This is a genomic window from Microbulbifer echini (genome assembly GCF_041447225.1).
Lineage (GTDB): Bacteria > Pseudomonadota > Gammaproteobacteria > Pseudomonadales > Cellvibrionaceae > Microbulbifer > Microbulbifer echini.
The window spans coordinates 1-15629 of record NZ_JBGMEL010000011.1; the positions used below are offsets into that span (position 1 = coordinate 1).

The 15629-nt window shown below is 54.1% G+C and carries 17 protein-coding genes; 8 read left to right on the forward strand and 9 right to left on the reverse strand.

The annotated features are described in order from the left end of the window. Positions 1–415 precede the first annotated feature (415 nt). The 3 genes from ACCI51_RS11860 to ACCI51_RS11870 all read right to left on the reverse strand — a co-directional run bounded on the left by ACCI51_RS11860 (position 416) and on the right by ACCI51_RS11870 (position 1933). The gene (locus ACCI51_RS11860) at positions 416–751 is read right to left on the reverse strand and encodes a superinfection immunity protein (protein WP_371843728.1); all 336 of its coding nucleotides are present in this window, start codon (positions 749–751) and stop codon (positions 416–418) included. Positions 752–824: 73 nt separating this feature from the next. Then, positions 825–1418, reverse strand: a complete 594-nt coding sequence (locus tag ACCI51_RS11865) for a hypothetical protein (protein WP_371843729.1) — start codon at positions 1416–1418, stop codon at positions 825–827. Next, positions 1415–1933, reverse strand: coding sequence for an RNA polymerase sigma factor (locus ACCI51_RS11870; RefSeq protein ID WP_371843731.1), 519 nt, complete (start codon positions 1931–1933; stop codon positions 1415–1417). Before ACCI51_RS11870 ends, ACCI51_RS11865 begins: the two co-directional genes overlap by 4 nt. 174 nt (positions 1934–2107) lie before the next feature. Here ACCI51_RS11870 and ACCI51_RS11875 point away from each other — a divergent pair, with 174 nt between their 5' ends. Then, the gene (locus ACCI51_RS11875; RefSeq protein ID WP_371843732.1) at positions 2108–2530 is read left to right on the forward strand and encodes an organic hydroperoxide resistance protein; all 423 of its coding nucleotides are present in this window, start codon (positions 2108–2110) and stop codon (positions 2528–2530) included. A 42-nt stretch (positions 2531–2572) separates the two neighbouring features. Here ACCI51_RS11875 and hutG read toward each other — a convergent pair whose 3' ends face one another. Together hutG and hutI are read right to left on the reverse strand one after the other, a co-directional pair. Continuing rightward, the gene (gene hutG, locus ACCI51_RS11880; protein ID WP_371843733.1) at positions 2573–3541 is read right to left on the reverse strand and encodes a formimidoylglutamase; all 969 of its coding nucleotides are present in this window, start codon (positions 3539–3541) and stop codon (positions 2573–2575) included. Then, positions 3525–4754 (reverse strand): imidazolonepropionase, encoded by a 1230-nt coding sequence (hutI, locus tag ACCI51_RS11885; RefSeq protein ID WP_371843734.1) that lies wholly within the window; start codon positions 4752–4754, stop codon positions 3525–3527. Before hutI ends, hutG begins: the two co-directional genes overlap by 17 nt. A 189-nt stretch (positions 4755–4943) precedes the next feature. On the opposite strand from hutI, the gene hutC reads away from it, so the two are divergent. The 5 genes from hutC to ACCI51_RS11910 all read left to right on the forward strand — a co-directional run bounded on the left by hutC (position 4944) and on the right by ACCI51_RS11910 (position 10298). Then, the gene (gene hutC, locus ACCI51_RS11890) at positions 4944–5654 is read left to right on the forward strand and encodes a histidine utilization repressor (protein ID WP_299588135.1); all 711 of its coding nucleotides are present in this window, start codon (positions 4944–4946) and stop codon (positions 5652–5654) included. A gap of 88 nt (positions 5655–5742) precedes the next feature. Next, complete coding sequence (gene hutU, locus ACCI51_RS11895) at positions 5743–7419, forward strand: urocanate hydratase (RefSeq protein ID WP_371843735.1); 1677 nt, start codon at positions 5743–5745, stop codon at positions 7417–7419. A gap of 115 nt (positions 7420–7534) precedes the next feature. Then, complete coding sequence (gene hutH / locus ACCI51_RS11900) at positions 7535–9085, forward strand: histidine ammonia-lyase (protein ID WP_371843737.1); 1551 nt, start codon at positions 7535–7537, stop codon at positions 9083–9085. A 286-nt stretch (positions 9086–9371) separates the two neighbouring features. Beyond that, positions 9372–9710, forward strand: a complete 339-nt coding sequence (locus ACCI51_RS11905) for a hypothetical protein (RefSeq protein ID WP_299588126.1) — start codon at positions 9372–9374, stop codon at positions 9708–9710. Positions 9711–9806: 96 nt separating this feature from the next. Next, complete coding sequence (locus ACCI51_RS11910; protein WP_299588123.1) at positions 9807–10298, forward strand: hypothetical protein; 492 nt, start codon at positions 9807–9809, stop codon at positions 10296–10298. A gap of 544 nt (positions 10299–10842) precedes the next feature. Here ACCI51_RS11910 and pyk read toward each other — a convergent pair. Continuing rightward, a complete protein-coding gene (gene pyk, locus ACCI51_RS11915; RefSeq protein ID WP_371843739.1) occupies positions 10843–12279 on the reverse strand; it encodes a pyruvate kinase in 1437 nt (478 codons plus the stop codon). Positions 12280–12459: 180 nt separating this feature from the next. On the opposite strand from pyk, the gene ACCI51_RS11920 reads away from it, so the two are divergent. Together ACCI51_RS11920 and ACCI51_RS11925 are read left to right on the forward strand one after the other, a co-directional pair. Then, positions 12460–12933: an META domain-containing protein gene (locus tag ACCI51_RS11920; RefSeq protein ID WP_371843741.1), complete on the forward strand. Its 474-nt coding sequence runs from the start codon at positions 12460–12462 to the stop codon at positions 12931–12933. Positions 12934–12997: 64 nt separating this feature from the next. Continuing rightward, positions 12998–13495, forward strand: coding sequence for an META domain-containing protein (locus ACCI51_RS11925; RefSeq protein WP_299588115.1), 498 nt, complete (start codon positions 12998–13000; stop codon positions 13493–13495). 172 nt (positions 13496–13667) lie between these two features. Here the strand turns inward: ACCI51_RS11925 and smrA are convergent, their stop codons facing one another. Genes smrA through ACCI51_RS11940 form a run of 3 tightly spaced genes read right to left on the reverse strand, consistent with a single transcriptional unit; the run spans position 13668 to position 15584 of the window. Next, a complete protein-coding gene (gene smrA / locus ACCI51_RS11930) occupies positions 13668–14255 on the reverse strand; it encodes a DNA endonuclease SmrA (protein ID WP_371843742.1) in 588 nt (195 codons plus the stop codon). Between the two features lie 20 nt (positions 14256–14275). Further along, positions 14276–15139: an SDR family oxidoreductase gene (locus ACCI51_RS11935; protein WP_371843743.1), complete on the reverse strand. Its 864-nt coding sequence runs from the start codon at positions 15137–15139 to the stop codon at positions 14276–14278. Then, positions 15132–15584 (reverse strand): acyl-CoA thioesterase, encoded by a 453-nt coding sequence (locus ACCI51_RS11940; protein WP_299588108.1) that lies wholly within the window; start codon positions 15582–15584, stop codon positions 15132–15134. Before ACCI51_RS11940 ends, ACCI51_RS11935 begins: the two co-directional genes overlap by 8 nt. Between the last annotated feature and the right edge of the window lie 45 nt (positions 15585–15629).

Sequence of the window (15629 nt, forward strand, 5' to 3'; positions counted from 1 at the left end):
TTTTACACATCCTGGTCGCTGAATCAAGTGTTTTTTTCAGCTTTTTTCTCGGCGATCCGTGTGACTCAAAGAGCTTTCCGAATCCCTGCAAGGCCGTTTCCGTCCTTGCTTGAGTGGCGTGCATTATAGCGGCCTCTCGGTGCTTGGCAAGCTCTTTTTTGAAGTAATTTTCTTAAGAAAATCAATCACTTGGAGCTGCCTTCCCGCTGCTGCCTGAGCAGCGAGGAGGCGAACTATACGGACTTCGGAGGGGGGCGGCAAGCACTTTTTGTAGAAAATTTTCAAATAGATTTCTGGTTAAAAAATGGGCGGATTTAATGTCGCCTAGGAAAGTTAAGTATTACCTATATAGAAGGGCCTAATAGAGAGCGTCGAAGCTTCCGCAGGGCGTACGCACTGTCAGCATCTGTACAACCTATTGACTCTCCGTCGAAACCATACCCTTTCCTGGAGAGGCATCCTGCACATCATCATCCTTATCTACGGTATGTACCTTTCCTTCCTTTGGCTTACGTACCTGACCGGTAATCGCCCACGCCAATAAAGCAAACCAAGCCACCCAGGAGAGTATTGCCGGCACATTGGCTACCAGGATCTTGGTAAAGTGCTTGCGATTAAAAAAAAATGCAATGATCGCTGGCAAAAAAGATACAGCCAAAAATAAAAGAACAAACAGAGAGCCTTTCAGCGGATTAATTCCACTGAGAATATCCATAAAACTTGCGGTTAATTCCTCGAGACGAGTAAACATACTCTTTAGTACCTTTTTCTAATAGCATAGATTGTTACTAACTACAGTCTCACTTGCTGAACATTCTTTACAGTTAATTAAGATATTTTTCCTGCAGATTTTTCAGGCTGACTTTCTCCCACCCGGTACGCCAGTAAATATAGTAACTATAGGCGGCCAGAAAAATGGTTAAGCCCAGAACAACTAAGGCTGATTCTTTAGGATTACGAATAACTGGAGAGGTCGCATCCATTTCAATTGAAATAAAATGCCACACGCCCAAAATTCCTAGCTGAATAAATAAATAGAGCCAACAGAAATGTACTTCTCTGCGTTTCCGTCTAAGCCTTAATAGCGCGAGATCTATATACGCCTGAGCACTCTCCTCCAAAGGCCCCCACAAACCACGGCGGTTCAAGATTGAAAAACTAATCCCCATAGCGAAAACGGTAAATGCAAAAAACAGTCTGGCGGGGGTGTCGGGCAGACTTTTAGCCATTATCGTCTTAGTTATATAAATTGCCGATAACAACCAAAGGAGGATCTCAGAAGCAGTCACTAGACGCATGCGTCGCTCCTGATGGCGCACCCACTTTAAGATTGCAGCCGGAATATCCTTCTTAACCCGCTGGAGTTTCCACAGGTTTTCCAGTTCAAGCCACTGCTTCTCAGAGTCTGCTCCATTCATTTTTCACCTCCTGAAAGGCTGATGTTAAGACGCTCTTTTGCTCGGTTGAGTCGCACCGCGATATTAGTTTCACTAATACCCAGTACCTCAGATATTTCTGCATAGCTCAATCCTTCCAAACGCAGAGTCAATGTCTGACGAAGCCCCAAAGGCAATTGTTGAACGGCACTAAGGAGACGTTCCGATTTACGTTCAGCGGCCAATTGCTCAGCGGGACCTGGGCAGGTGTCTTCCAGTTCCAGCAGTAGGTCCTCTCCACCATGCTGCGGTTTTCGCCTGCTAATCTCGGTCACACATCGATTATGAGTAATCCGATAGACAAACGTCTTAAGACTGGCATCCCCCCGAAAAGAAGGCAGGGCTCGCCAGAGTCCCAGCCAGATTTCCTGTAACAGGTCCTCGTGCTCGGCGCCCGAGCGTACATAACTTCGTGCCACCCGGGATACACCCTCGGCATATTCCGCTATCGCTTGTTGAAATAATTGATCCCGCAATTCCACCGGCCACTCCAGCATCTATAGTGAACTACTGTATCGGTGTGGGAAAAAACCTTACAAAATCTTTTTCAACACAACGGATTTAACTCAGGAATTCGATTTGCTGTGCCCCCCACAGGGTTATTCCGAGATAGCTTAATAACCGTGGTATCAACGAAACTCCGAAAGCCGAAATCTTTAAAGGACATTCACATGAAAACCCTCTATACCGCAATCGCCACTGCTACGGGCGGTCGTGACGGACAAGCCAAATCTTCGGATGGCGCTCTGGATGTGCAGCTCAGTATTCCGAAAGAACTGGGCGGAGATGGCGGTAGCGGCACCAACCCAGAGCAATTATTTGCAGCAGGCTATTCGGCTTGCTTTATCGGTGCGATGAAATTTGTTGCCGATAAGGAAAAAGTGGCCACACCGACAGAGACCCGTGTGCGAGCTGAAGTAGGCATAGGTCCCAGAGGGAAAGGCTTTGGTTTGGAAGTGGATCTCTATATAGAGCTACCGGGAATGGACAAGGTGGTCGCCGAACGCGTGGCCTTAAGGGCGCACGAGGAAGTCTGCCCCTACTCTAATGCAACACGCGACAATGTTACCGTGAGACTGCATATCACAGTTTAGCTCAGTCGATATGGCTGGCGCCCTAGCAGCCAGCCAACCCCTTCACCCCATATGCGCTGAGCGCGCAGCCCTATTGGCGATCTGAAAACCCAGCCGTGCGGCAGTGCGTGCGGCGTGGTCCTCAATATCGAAATAGGGATTGAACTCGGCCATATCCGCAAGACACACCTTGTTTGAATCCAGAACCGTATCCAAAAGCTCTTCGAGCAGTGCCATTGAAACCCCCCGTCCAGAGGGCGCGCTGACGGCAGGCATCTCTGCCGCAGGCAAAACATCCAGGCAAACGGTCAGGTAAATAAAGTCCACTTTGTCGGCAAACTCCCGAATCTGTGTCTTCACCTTCTCCAGATTCCAACTATTGATTTCGCGATCGCGAATCACCTCGGCACCCAGCTCATCGGCGCGCTGATAGAGCGCCGGCGTATTGGCATTATCGGCGGCACCAACACAGAGATATTTAAACGGGCGGCCGTTGATCTGGCACTGCTCGGCGATTTGATAGAAGGGCGTTCCCGAGGAACCCTTAGGCGCGGGGATGCGCAGGTCCAAGTGGGCATCGAAGTTAATAATCCCCAATGTCTTTTCCCGATGTAACTCACGCATCCATCGCGCGATGCCCTGGTAGCTGCCATAGGCAATTTCGTGCCCACCGCCCAAGACGAAAGGGAAGTGCCCATGATCTAACAACTCATTAATACGTGCGCCGAGCAGGGCCTGGCCTGATTCAAGGTCCTCGCGATCGACACGCACGTTGCCAGCATCATAGAGTGGTAGGTCGAATGTGGCGGGCAAATTGGCCATGGCTAAGCGTAGGATACGGGGACCCTTGGCGGCGCCGATGCGCCCCTTGTTACGGCGCACCCCTTCATCGGAGGCAAAACCGAGGATGGCGATTCCCGGAGGGTTATCCAACTGCAGTGGCGAAATACGTTGGTGCCAGCGCTCTCCCGCACGGCCATCCTCACTATCGGTGCGGCCACTCCACAGACGCATATCAGCCAGCTGTAACATCTTTACCTCCCAGGAAAATCTGTGCAGGTTTCAGTGCGCCGATTTCATAGGCCAGCTGGTCCGGGGTATCCATTGGCCACAACACCATATCCGCTCGCTGCCCCGGGCGCAGTACACCACGGGAACAGCAGAGACCCAGTGCACGAGCCGCGGCACGAGTTACTCCGGCGAGTGCTTCTGCGGGCGTTAGACCAAATAGATTACAGCCCATATTCATCATCAGTCGCAGAGAACCAATGGGACAACTACCGGGGTTCAGGTCGGTGGACAGAGCCATGCAAACCCCCGCCTCACGCAACTTTTTCACCGGCGGAGCCTGAGTCTCACGCAGCGTATAAAAGGCACCGGGCAGCAATACCGCCACGGTGCCACTCTCGGCCATGGCCAGCACATCGGCATCGCTGATGTACTCTATATGATCCACAGACAGGGCACTTGCCTTGGCCGCCATCGCGGTGGCGCCGGTACGCGCCAGCTGTTCGGCATGCACTTTCACCGGCAAATCCAGCTTCCTCGCGGCATCGATCACTCTCTGGCACTGCTCGACGGTAAACCCGATGGTCTCACAAAACATATCCACCGCATCCGCCAGTTGCTCTCGCGCCACCACCGGCAATATCTGTTCGCAAATCAAATCGATATATTCATCGGCGCGACCATCGTACTCCGGAGGCAATGCGTGAGCCGCCAGGCAAGTGGTCACAATCTCTACCGGGTTGTGCTGTGCCAGGCGGCGGGCAGTGCGCAATTGCTTGAGCTCCGTATCCAGGTCCAGACCGTAACCGGATTTGATTTCGACGGTGGTAACCCCTTCTGACATCAACGCTCGCAGGCGCGGTTCGGATAGACGATACAGCTCCTCGGCGCTGGCATCGCGTGTGGCGCGCACGGTAGAAATAATGCCGCCACCGGCACGAGCCACTTCTTCATAGCTCTCGCCACCCAGGCGACGGGCAAACTCCCCTGCGCGGTGGCCTCCATAGACCAAATGGGTGTGGCAATCGATCAGCCCTGGCGTCAGCCATTGCCCCTCACCATCGATCACTTCATCTGGGGCGCAATCCGGCAACTCGCGGCGCGGTCCCAACCAGACAATCTTTCCACCGGTAACCGCCACAGCGGCATCTTCCACGGCACCGTAACCACCAGCAATCGAGGGGTCCATGGTGGCGGCATTCACATTTGTAATCAGTAGGTCACAGCGTTCTGTCATAAGCTTCTAGCGGCGCGCTTTTCCTTTTTAACCATAGATGCCCGGCTCCACACCGAGCGAAATTCGGGGCAATTAGGATACAGACCCTAGCCCCGGCTTGACAGTCATCTTTCTGGCAACCATGATAAACTCTCCCCCTTCTTGTATATACAACCATATACAAGATAAAACGGCATCTTATCTGAGCTTATGAATACTGCAAGCGAGCCGCGCTACGCGGCAATCAAACGCCATATCCGCCAACAAATCGAGAGTGGCACCTGGCCTGTGCATTTCCAGGTACCCTCGGAAAACCAGCTGGCGCAGGAATTTAACGTCAGCCGTATGACCGCCAGGCGCGCCCTCAGTGAACTGACCGATGAGCGAGTATTGATGCGCTCTCAGGGACTCGGCACTTTTGTCGCCGAGCCGGTGCCGGCCGGTTCGCTGCTGGAAGTGCGCAACATCGCCGACGAGATTTCCGCCCGCGGCCATAGCTACAGCAATCGAATCCTGCTGGCTCAACAGAGCATGGCCAACAACGAAGTGGCCAGTGCTCTGGAGGTGCCCGAACAGGCCAAAGTGTTCCACTCCATTATTGTGCACTGCGATAACGGCGTGCCGATTCAGTGGGAGGAGCGCTTCACCAATCCGGCCCTGGCCCCGGAATACCTACAGCAGGATTTCGCTCACACCACACCCAACGCCTATCTTTCCAAGGTCGCGCCACTGACAGAGGCGGATACGACGGTTGAAGCAATCGCTGCCGAGGCCTCCATCGCTTATGCCCTGGAAATCGCCACCGGCGACGCCTGCTTACAAGTCTGGCGCCGCACCAAGAGCAGCGCCGGTACGGTGAGCTTTGCGCGCCTGGTCCACCCCGGCAATCGCTATCGCTTGGGAGCGCAATTGAGATTCTAGTTTCTGATTTATCCCGTACGCCTCGACAAAGCTCGATAGCCAATAAATAGGGCGTGTGAATTTTTAACAAATATTTTGTGAGGAAATTATGTCCGCTGATAAACGCCACGATCTCAGCCGCAAAATTCGTGCCCCCCGAGGTACAAAGCTCAATGCGAAAAGCTGGCTTACCGAAGCACCACTGCGCATGCTGATGAACAATCTGGATCCTGAAGTGGCGGAGCGCCCCGAAGATCTGGTTGTTTACGGTGGTATCGGCCGCGCTGCGAGAGATTGGGAATGCTTCGATAAAATTGTCAATGTACTCAAGCGACTGGAAGAAGACGAAACTCTATTGGTCCAGTCCGGTAAGCCCGTAGGCGTATTTAAAACCCACACCGACGCGCCGCGTGTTTTAATCGCCAACTCCAATCTGGTACCCCACTGGGCCAGCTGGGAGCACTTTAACGAGCTGGATAAAAAAGGCCTGGCCATGTACGGCCAGATGACCGCTGGCTCCTGGATTTATATCGGCTCTCAAGGCATCGTGCAGGGCACCTATGAAACCTTTGCCGCAGTGGCACGCAAACATTTTAACGGTGAAGCGAAAGGCAAATGGATTTTGACTGGCGGCCTCGGCGGCATGGGTGGTGCGCAGCCACTGGCAGCCACCATGGCTGGATTCAGCATGATCGCGGTGGAGTGTGACGAAACCCGTATCGATTTCCGTCTGCGCACCGGTTATGTAGATAAAAAAGCGACCAGTCTCGACGAAGCGCTGCAAATGATTGAAGAAGCTACGGAAAAAGGCAACGCGATTTCCGTAGGCCTACTGGGCAACGCCGCCGATATTTTTCCGGAAATTGTCCAACGCAATATCCTGCCAGATGTCGTAACCGACCAAACTTCCGCGCACGATCCTCTAAATGGCTATCTGCCCCAGGGCTGGACCATGGAATACGCGGCACAAATGCGCAAAAAGGATGAGGCGGCCGTAGTACAAGCAGCCAAACAATCTATGGCTATTCAAGTAGAAGCCATGCTTGAACTGCAAAAACGCGGGGCGGCTACTCTCGACTACGGCAATAATATTCGCCAGATGGCCCTCGAAGAGGGGGTGGAAAATGCCTTTGATTTCCCCGGTTTTGTACCCGCTTATATTCGCCCACTGTTCTGCGAGGGTGTGGGGCCTTTCCGCTGGGCGGCTCTATCTGGCAACCCGGAAGATATTTACAAAACCGACGCCAAAGTTAAAGAACTGATCCCCGACAACCCACAGCTGCACAACTGGCTGGATATGGCTCGCGAACGCATTCACTTCCAGGGGCTGCCCGCGCGCATCTGCTGGGTCGGCCTAAAAGATCGCGCACGTCTGGCACTAGCATTCAATGAGATGGTTGCTAATGGCGAGTTGGATGCGCCGGTAGTGATCGGTCGCGATCATCTCGATAGCGGCTCTGTAGCCAGCCCCAACCGCGAAACTGAGTCCATGATGGACGGCTCCGACGCCGTCTCCGACTGGCCATTGCTCAACGCCTTGCTGAACACCGCTTCCGGTGCCACCTGGGTATCCTTGCACCACGGTGGTGGCGTGGGAATGGGTTTCTCCCAACACTCTGGTGTAGTCATTGTGTGTGACGGCAGCGACGCGGCACGCAAACGTATCGAGCGCGTCCTCTGGAATGACCCCGCCACAGGCGTTATGCGCCATGCCGACGCCGGTTATGAAATCGCGAAAGACTGTGCAAAAGCGCAGGGCCTGGACCTGCCCATGCTGAAAGACTGATTTTTTACCGCAATAAAAATAACGTCGGCGAAATTGATACGCGGCCCGGTAAATGCATATCGGGCTGTGCTCAAGCTGGCGTGAAGGCAGTAAATATTTTTTGGTGAAATAATTTATGTATCAATTAGAAATAAATCCCGGCCAACTGAGCCTGGCACAACTGCGCCGCATTGCCCGCGAATCCGTTCAGCTATCCCTGGCAAAAAGTGCCTACTCCGCTATCGAAGCCTCCGCTCATACCGTAGCCCAGGTCATTACTGAAGGCCGTACGGTTTACGGTATTAATACCGGGTTTGGTTTATTGGCCAATACCCGTATCGAAAAGCACGATCTGGAAAATCTGCAGCGCTCTATTGTTTTGAGCCATGCCGCCGGTACTGGCAACTTTATGAGTGAAGCCACCGTGCGCCTGTTAATGGTGTTAAAAATCAACTCCCTCGCCCGCGGCTTTTCTGGCGTGCGTCCACAAGTGATCGAGGCATTGATGCAGCTGGTGAATGCCGGTGTTTATCCTGCAATTCCCGAGAAAGGCTCCGTGGGTGCTTCCGGCGATCTTGCTCCGTTAGCGCATATGAGTGTGGTTTTGCTCGGCGAAGGTGAAGTCTTTATCAAGGGCGAGCGCAAAAGCGCCCATGAAGGGCTTAAAGCCGCGGGCCTGGAGCCCATTACCCTGGCGCCTAAAGAGGGTTTAGCGCTTCTGAACGGCACCCAGGCATCGACCGCCTTTGCCCTACTGGGCCTATTCGCCAGCGAAGATCTGTTTGCCGGTGCCCTAGTAACAGGGGCCATGACACTGGAAGCCGCCAAAGGCTCGCGCCGCCCCTTCGACGATCGTATTCACAACGCTCGCGGCCAACAGGCGCAGCGCGACGTGGCTACCATCTATCGGGATCTGCTTGAAGAAAACAGCCAGATTGGCGACTCCCACGAATTTTGCGAAAAAGTGCAGGACCCCTACTCCCTGCGCTGCCAGCCCCAAGTAATGGGCGCCTGTCTACAGCAAATGCGCTTTGCCGCCGAGGTATTACTGGCCGAAGCCAACGGCGTTTCCGACAATCCCTTGGTATTTACCGATACGGAAAATCCGGAAAACTCTGACATTATTTCCGGCGGTAACTTTCACGCGGAGCCGGTGGCCATGGTTGCCGACAACCTGGCACTGGCACTGGCAGAAATTGGTTCACTGTCCGAGCGGCGTATGGCGCTGTTGATCGACACCAACCTATCCGGCCTGCCGCCGTTTCTCGTGCAGAACGGCGGGGTCAATTCCGGTTTTATGATCGCCCAGGTTACCTCTGCGGCGCTCGCCAGCGAGAATAAATCCATCGCACATCCCGCCTGTGTGGATTCTCTACCCACCTCCGCCAACCAGGAAGACCACGTCTCTATGGCCACTTTCGCCGGTCGCCGCCTGCGGGATATGGCCGACAATACCTGTGGCATTCTCGCGGTGGAATTACTTGCCGCCTGTCAGGGACTGGATTTCCGTGCACCATTAAAGTCCACCAAAAAACTGGAAGCTGCCAAGGCAAAACTGCGTGAACGCGTGTCTTTCTACGACAAGGACCGCTATTTTGCCCCGGATATTGAAGAAGCGAAACAGCTCCTCAGTAGCGGTGCCTACCTGGAATCTATTGACTCTGCACTCCTGCCCAGCAGCATTTAAACAGCAGGAAACCCCAAATCCCATTTACAGGGTGTCAACAGAGTACCGGGGATCAAAACCCGGTACTCTGTTCTTTTTGGTCCGGCCAACCGATCGACCCTAGAATGGCAATCTGCCCACTAATACCTCTCTCGGACAAATTTTCCTTACCACATCCCATCGAATTACTAGCAGCCACTCAAACTCCTGCTACTAGAACATTTATTTTTTATTGTGATGAAATTTGCGACAAAAGTGCTAGGCTGATTATTAGACGTTTTACCCACCAATAGGTGTGGAGGTCTAGATGAAACCGCTGTCGCTACGGCTGCTTCGCCACTCTGGCTACGCACTGGCAATTGCCGCAGGGTTCTCCCTATCGGCGTGTACGGGAACAGGCTATCCCTGTGGCAGTAATGATTGCTCAGCCAGTTATTACGGATATAGCCCTTATTACAGCAAGACATATTACAACCTGCGTGGCCGCTACGCCCACTGCCACCCCGATGGGGTTTGCCACAACATGCAGCACTGTAACTTTTATTGGGATGGTAATTTTTACCGCCTGAGGCCACCTGCGGTAGTAAATAGAAATTACCAGGTGATTGACCCGCCCGATCCGCCCTATCAGGCCAGACCCTACTGAATTTGATTTTTTCTGTGCGCCCGCTTGGCGCACAGAAGGGGCTTGGCCCCTGCCGGGCCTCTCCGGGGGGACATTTCACTTACCGGAGACTGCGCTATGAATAGAGCTGTTAAGACGGCCTTTATTGCCGTCACGGTTTGCACGGCCCTAGCCTTGGGCGCCTGTGCGACCGATGGTTACTATAACGGTGGCTACTACAGAGGGGGGGGAGTAGCCTACACATCCTCTTTTGTTTATCCCTATGCGACCCCAAACTACTACCCTTCAAGTAATATCTACGTCTCCTACCGAACACCGGTTTACCAGTATTACCGGGCAACCCCGCGCTACGGCTACTCCTATGGAGGTGCCTATTCTTACTACCGCGCCCCCGGCTACCGCGGTAATCCCCGCTACCGGGCTAGGTACTATTACCGCGGGCTGCCCTATTACAACCGCTTCTACTCTCCCCGCTCAACGCACCTGCGCTATCGCGCCCACCATCGTGGCTATCGCGGCGGTCATCGCGGATATCGCAGTCACCGCGGTTACAGATCACATCGCGGCTACCATCGTGCTCGCGGAGGGAGCCACCACAGAAGACGCTAGCGCTTAGCTGCTAATAAAAATTTACCCCCACCGTTGTCGCCCGATGCCGGTGGGGGTTATCAATTAAAAATGGTTGGTAGCGCACAGCCGTAGAGTTTTATGTAGTAGCGAAAGACTTTTCCCCAAGACAAATAAACCCTTTTTCAAAACAAGTTTTCCTTTTCAGGGGCGTCTATTTTCACAAAATGGCGCTTATTTCCTCACTTTGACAGCCATTGCCTCTACCCTGAGGTAAGACAGTCGTCAAATTCTCTCAACTCGTGAGGCAATTCCAGTGCAGAAAGTCCTGCCATTGCTGCTTACTCTGGTGCTGACAGCAAGTTTTACCGCTTGCTCGACAAACGCGTCACAAAGAAGTCCAAAATCTTTGACGCTGGACGGAAAAAAATTTCACTGTGTGGAACAGGAACTGGAAACCAAGACACTGGTACGCTGTGCGCGCTCGGGTTAAAAAATAATATTTATTCGAAAATATATTTTTATCCACAGTTATTAATGCGGTATGGACAGTAGTCCCTGCAAAGTAAAAGAAGCCTAAAAACCATTAGTCGACCCTCACCACACGCAAAGTATCGGTTTGCCCTCCCGCATCTTGTCGATAACCACGGGAAACCAGAACAAATTCGCCCGATTTTAACAGATTGCGCTGCTTGAGATGGTTGATTGCCTTCTGATCTCGGGAGGGACCATCAATACCCGCCACTGCCATTAAAACCGGATCGACACCGCGATAGAGGGCGACCCGGTTACAGATCCGGCGATGTCGACAAAAAGCGTAAATGGGAATTACGGCACGCACCCGCGACATCAACAGGGCGGTATTACCGGTCTCTGTCTGACAAATAATGGCTTTGATATCGCGGCAGTGATTGGCAATGGTAATTGCGGCCACAGCGATACAGGCATCACCGGCCGGATAATTGCCACGCAAAACATCGGAAGGCCTTTGCGTCGCCCGATGTTTTTCCGCCCCCATAATCACCTCGGCCATATGCCGAACGGTCTCTACCGGATACTGGCCGCTAGCGGTCTCCGCTGACAGCATCACCGCATCGGTGCCATCCAGCACCGCATTGGCGACATCACACACCTCTGCACGTGTGGGCACCGGACTAGAAATCATCGACTCCATCATCTGGGTTGCAGTGATCACCGTGCGATTCAAATAGCGGGCAAATCGAATCAAGTGTTTTTGCACCCCCATCAATTCTGCATCACCAATTTCCACCGCCAGATCCCCCCGCGCCACCATGATGACATCGCTCGCCAGAATCAGCGCCTGCAAATGCTCATCACTGGCAATCGCCTCGGCTCGCTCAATCTTGGCGACAATTTGACTATTCCCTCCCGCCTGCTGCAAAAGCTCCCGCGCCCGATGAATATCCCGCGCATCTCGGGGAAAGGATACCGCCAGATAATCCAGTTGCAGGTCGGCGGCAACCTGAATATCGCAGAGATCCTTATCGGTTAGAGCGGGAGCGGTGAGTCCGCCGCCACGCTTATTGATTCCTTTTCGATTCGATAACCAGCCGCCGTCTCGCACCTCCGTGATAACGGCACTGCCCTCAATTTTTTTGATGCACAGACTGAGGCGCCCATCGTCCAGCAGCAGGCTGTCGCCGGGACAACAATCACTGGCCAGACTAGGGTAATCCACTGATACCCCGGTACTGTTACCGCCCTCCCTCGACCAGGAGGGGTCCAAGATAAACTCGCTACCGCTATCCAGGTGCACACCACCCGTGGAAAAGTCTCCCACCCGGATTTTAGGCCCCTGCAGATCCCCCAATATGGCGACGTGACATCCCTGACGGGCACTCTCCACACGCACCTGCTCGGCGCGGCGGCGGTGCTCTTCGATTTCGCCATGGGAGAAATTCAGCCGCACAATGTTGACGCCCGCCGCGATCAACTGACGCAGAATATCCCCCTCATCAGTCGCGGGACCGAGTGTGGCGACAATTTTTGTTCGTCGAATCATGCCGGACCTAACCTTGCTCTGCTGCCTGCGTAGCGCGCCCTGCCTCAGGGGAAGCATAGCTTGTCATGCCTACCGTCTCTTTATAGAGGGCAGCGACTAAGCTTTGCCTAGACCGGGCTGGAGGTATGTCGATCGACCCGCTCGAGATTGTAGATGCCGGGATTTGGGAGTAACTCACCGATGAGCAGGTTGGTGCAACTGTGGCTACTGGGGGCCCTTCTGGTGATTGGCGGGTGCCTGACAAACAGTGCGGAGGAGGCCAGGGTAGTACAGAGCGCAGGGACGGCAAGTACGGTGTGCAATAAGAAGTGGCAATTGGTGCGCCTGCGTATAAATGGTGGCGCCATCCCGATCCAAAAGCCCGCAGACTTTACCTTCGTATGTAATCTCGATGGCAATGTAATGGGGCGCAGTGGTATCAACACCTATCGCGGCGAACTACAAGTGACGGATAATGGCCTAATGCTGTGGGACAGCTCCAGTTTCGCCTCTACTAAGATGCGCGGTCCCGAGGCCCTAATGCAACAGGAATACACTTACCTGCGCGCACTGGGCGATACCCGCCAGGCATTTACCAAGTCCCGCGGCAAGCGCCTTATCCTGCGCGACGCCTCTGGCGATATTTATATTGAATATGTCAGGGCAGGACCTTGAACACCACCACAGACCACTGATAGCTTTTACGATTAAATGTCGCAAAAACAATGAGAACGACATCATGCCGCGATCTCACCTACGCTTGCCGCTTGTGGTCCCCACTGTATTCGCCCTGTTTTTTTCAGGGTGCATGTCATTCCATGAGCCCTACCAGCAGCCCCCCAGACAATCCGCGTGGTCCGCCTGTGAGCACGACTGGATACTATCCGACCTGCAAGATGGCGAGGACACCTACGAGTACACGCTAATGTGGAAGAAGTTCTGGCGCGAGCGCCCCTTCTTCACCTGCGATCGATTCGGTTACGTGCGCGGTAATGGCGGGATCAATCCATATCTGGGGCGGTTTTCCCTGGAAAATAGCGGGGAGTTGTCCTGGCCCAGAACACCGGAGATCTCCAGAGTGGGTAGCAGTCGCCCCAGTGACGAACTCGAAGCCAATTACCTGAGAGCTCTGCGCAAAGCCCGCTATCTGGAGGTGGTGGGCAATAAGTTGATTCTAAGCAGCAATGACAGGGGTACGCGACTGGAATTCGACCGAGTCGACGAGATTATGCGCTGACGCAACCCGCTCACACCCCCTCTAAGTAGCGCCCATAAAAAAGGCGACCCAGCGGGTCGCCAATATAACAATCAAGAAGAATCAAAAAAATGAGTCAGATACGCATTCGCTTAGGAAAGCCACGGCGCGCATCATAGTTTTTACAGATGACAAAAAAATGACAAAGCGGTTATTAAAAGCGCCGCTGATGTCGCTCCAGGTTTTCCAGGCGTTTGCGCTCACTCTTGCGCAGCAACACGTAAGTAGCCCCCATACCACCGTGCTGTTTTTGTGCACTGTGGAATGCCAGTACCGCATCCAACTGCGGCAACCAATGCTTAATACAGCTCTTCAACAGTGCTGGCTGCTTGCGCCCCTCCCCCTTGCCATGAGTAATCAGAGCACAGCGCACATCCGCCTCGACACAGTCGCGCACAAACTCGACAACGGCGCTGCGCGCCATTTCCACCGAGTGGCGGTGCAGGTCGAGGCGCGCATCGATTTTATATTTCCCCAGGCGCAGGTTGCGGTAGACGCCATTCTGCACCCCGTCGCGCTTAAACTCGATGGGGTCCCAAGGCGCTACCAATTCGATATATTCGCCAGAGAGGGGATTCATATCACGCGCGGTGCGCCGGGTTGCAGCGGCGCGGCGCTCGCGCACCATCCGCTCAGAGGGCTCATCGGCCTTGCGCAGCGTCACCCGGCGCTCTTGCACCAGCGGCTTGACGTCCCCCAACTCTCCGAGGGCGTCTTTAAACAACTTGCTGTCGCTGCTCATTAAATCTTCCCCCGCCAGCGTCAGTCCAAAAATAGATCCTTAGTTAAGTCCCCCGCATTATCGGGGTTATGGGCATAGTCGGTAAAATCCTTCACACCGCGCTCGACGAGTATCTCTTCATCAATCAGCTGGCGCCCACTCAATGCGGCACCCTTGGTCACCAGCACTTCATAGGCCGCATCCGCCATGATCGCCGGCTTGCGGCTCTGCTCAAACATCTCGCGATTACCCACCGCGAACTCAATGGCGGCTGTGGCCACCAGGGTACGCGGCCACAGAGTATTAACGGCAATCCCCGCCTCGCGCAACTCCTCTGCCAATCCCAGGCTCAAGATGGTCATGCCGAACTTGGACAGGGCGTAGGGTGCGAAGGGCCCCAACCACTTCGGCTGCAGGTTGAGCGGAGGGCACAAACTGAGGATGTGCGCATTGCTCGATTGCTTTAGATAGGGCATCGCCAAGTGCGCGGTCAGATACACTGCGCGGCTGTTGATGTTCTGCATCAGGTCGTAGCGCTTGGGCGGAGTGGACTCCACGCTGGTCAGGTTAATGGCGCCGGCGTTGTTGATCACCGCATCGATACCGCCGAACTGGTCGGCAGCCAGTGCCATCGCTTCCTGTACACGCTGCTCATCGCGCACGTCAACCTGAAGCGCCAGAGCCTTGCCTCCGGCATTCTCCACTTCCTGCGCCACCGAAAAGATGGTGCCGGGCAGCTTTGGGTGGGGTTCTGCGGACTTGGCGGCGATCACAATATTGGCGCCATCGGCGGCACACTTGAGCGCTATGGCGCGGCCAATACCGCGGCTGGCACCGGTGATAAAGAGGGTCTTGTCCTTAAGCGCCCCTGTGTTTTCCGTCAGGGTTACAAACTCTTCACTCATTTTCTTCAGCCTCCGGGGCAGTCACGACCGGACTGTAAATTTCCTTGAAGATCGCCGGCATGCGCTTCGGCCTACCACTGGACAGCTCGATGCACACCAACCGCCACTGGGCCCGCAGTACCAATGCCCCATCGGCGGCGCGAAAGACTTGAAAGCAGCGGGACATGTTCAGGCGCCCGTCCACCTGCGTGAGCCAGGTGCCAAATACCAATTCATCCCCCTCTCTCGCCGCCAGTATATAGTCATACTGCCCGTGACGAATGGCCATTCCCCGGTCGAGTTCCTGGTAATTCGTGACATCTAATCCCAGTTCAGTGCTGTGCGCCCAGGCGGTGGCCTCGCACCAGCGTACATATTCGGCATTATTGGCATGGTGCAGACCATCCACATGCTGAGCGCGCACCACCACCTTGTGGATAAAAGGATTGGGTAAATCCCATTGCATAGGCAAGCCCTGGCTAGATTCAAGAAACGGTGAAAACAGGGTTCC

What these genes read in the sequence shown, in the direction of transcription:
- ACCI51_RS11860 (WP_371843728.1), bottom strand. Translation starts at nt 751, where the DNA reads ATGTTTACTCGTCTCGAGGAATTAACCGCAAGTTTTATGGATATTCTC.
- ACCI51_RS11865 (WP_371843729.1), bottom strand. Translation starts at nt 1,418, where the DNA reads ATGAATGGAGCAGACTCTGAGAAGCAGTGGCTTGAACTGGAAAACCTG.
- ACCI51_RS11870 (WP_371843731.1), bottom strand. Translation starts at nt 1,933, where the DNA reads ATGCTGGAGTGGCCGGTGGAATTGCGGGATCAATTATTTCAACAAGCG.
- ACCI51_RS11875 (WP_371843732.1), top strand. Translation starts at nt 2,108, where the DNA reads ATGAAAACCCTCTATACCGCAATCGCCACTGCTACGGGCGGTCGTGAC.
- hutG (WP_371843733.1), bottom strand. Translation starts at nt 3,541, where the DNA reads ATGTTACAGCTGGCTGATATGCGTCTGTGGAGTGGCCGCACCGATAGT.
- hutI (WP_371843734.1), bottom strand. Translation starts at nt 4,754, where the DNA reads ATGACAGAACGCTGTGACCTACTGATTACAAATGTGAATGCCGCCACC.
- hutC (WP_299588135.1), top strand. Translation starts at nt 4,944, where the DNA reads ATGAATACTGCAAGCGAGCCGCGCTACGCGGCAATCAAACGCCATATC.
- hutU (WP_371843735.1), top strand. Translation starts at nt 5,743, where the DNA reads ATGTCCGCTGATAAACGCCACGATCTCAGCCGCAAAATTCGTGCCCCC.
- hutH (WP_371843737.1), top strand. Translation starts at nt 7,535, where the DNA reads ATGTATCAATTAGAAATAAATCCCGGCCAACTGAGCCTGGCACAACTG.
- ACCI51_RS11905 (WP_299588126.1), top strand. Translation starts at nt 9,372, where the DNA reads ATGAAACCGCTGTCGCTACGGCTGCTTCGCCACTCTGGCTACGCACTG.
- ACCI51_RS11910 (WP_299588123.1), top strand. Translation starts at nt 9,807, where the DNA reads ATGAATAGAGCTGTTAAGACGGCCTTTATTGCCGTCACGGTTTGCACG.
- pyk (WP_371843739.1), bottom strand. Translation starts at nt 12,279, where the DNA reads ATGATTCGACGAACAAAAATTGTCGCCACACTCGGTCCCGCGACTGAT.
- ACCI51_RS11920 (WP_371843741.1), top strand. Translation starts at nt 12,460, where the DNA reads ATGAGCAGGTTGGTGCAACTGTGGCTACTGGGGGCCCTTCTGGTGATT.
- ACCI51_RS11925 (WP_299588115.1), top strand. Translation starts at nt 12,998, where the DNA reads ATGCCGCGATCTCACCTACGCTTGCCGCTTGTGGTCCCCACTGTATTC.
- smrA (WP_371843742.1), bottom strand. Translation starts at nt 14,255, where the DNA reads ATGAGCAGCGACAGCAAGTTGTTTAAAGACGCCCTCGGAGAGTTGGGG.
- ACCI51_RS11935 (WP_371843743.1), bottom strand. Translation starts at nt 15,139, where the DNA reads ATGAGTGAAGAGTTTGTAACCCTGACGGAAAACACAGGGGCGCTTAAG.
- ACCI51_RS11940 (WP_299588108.1), bottom strand. Translation starts at nt 15,584, where the DNA reads ATGCAATGGGATTTACCCAATCCTTTTATCCACAAGGTGGTGGTGCGC.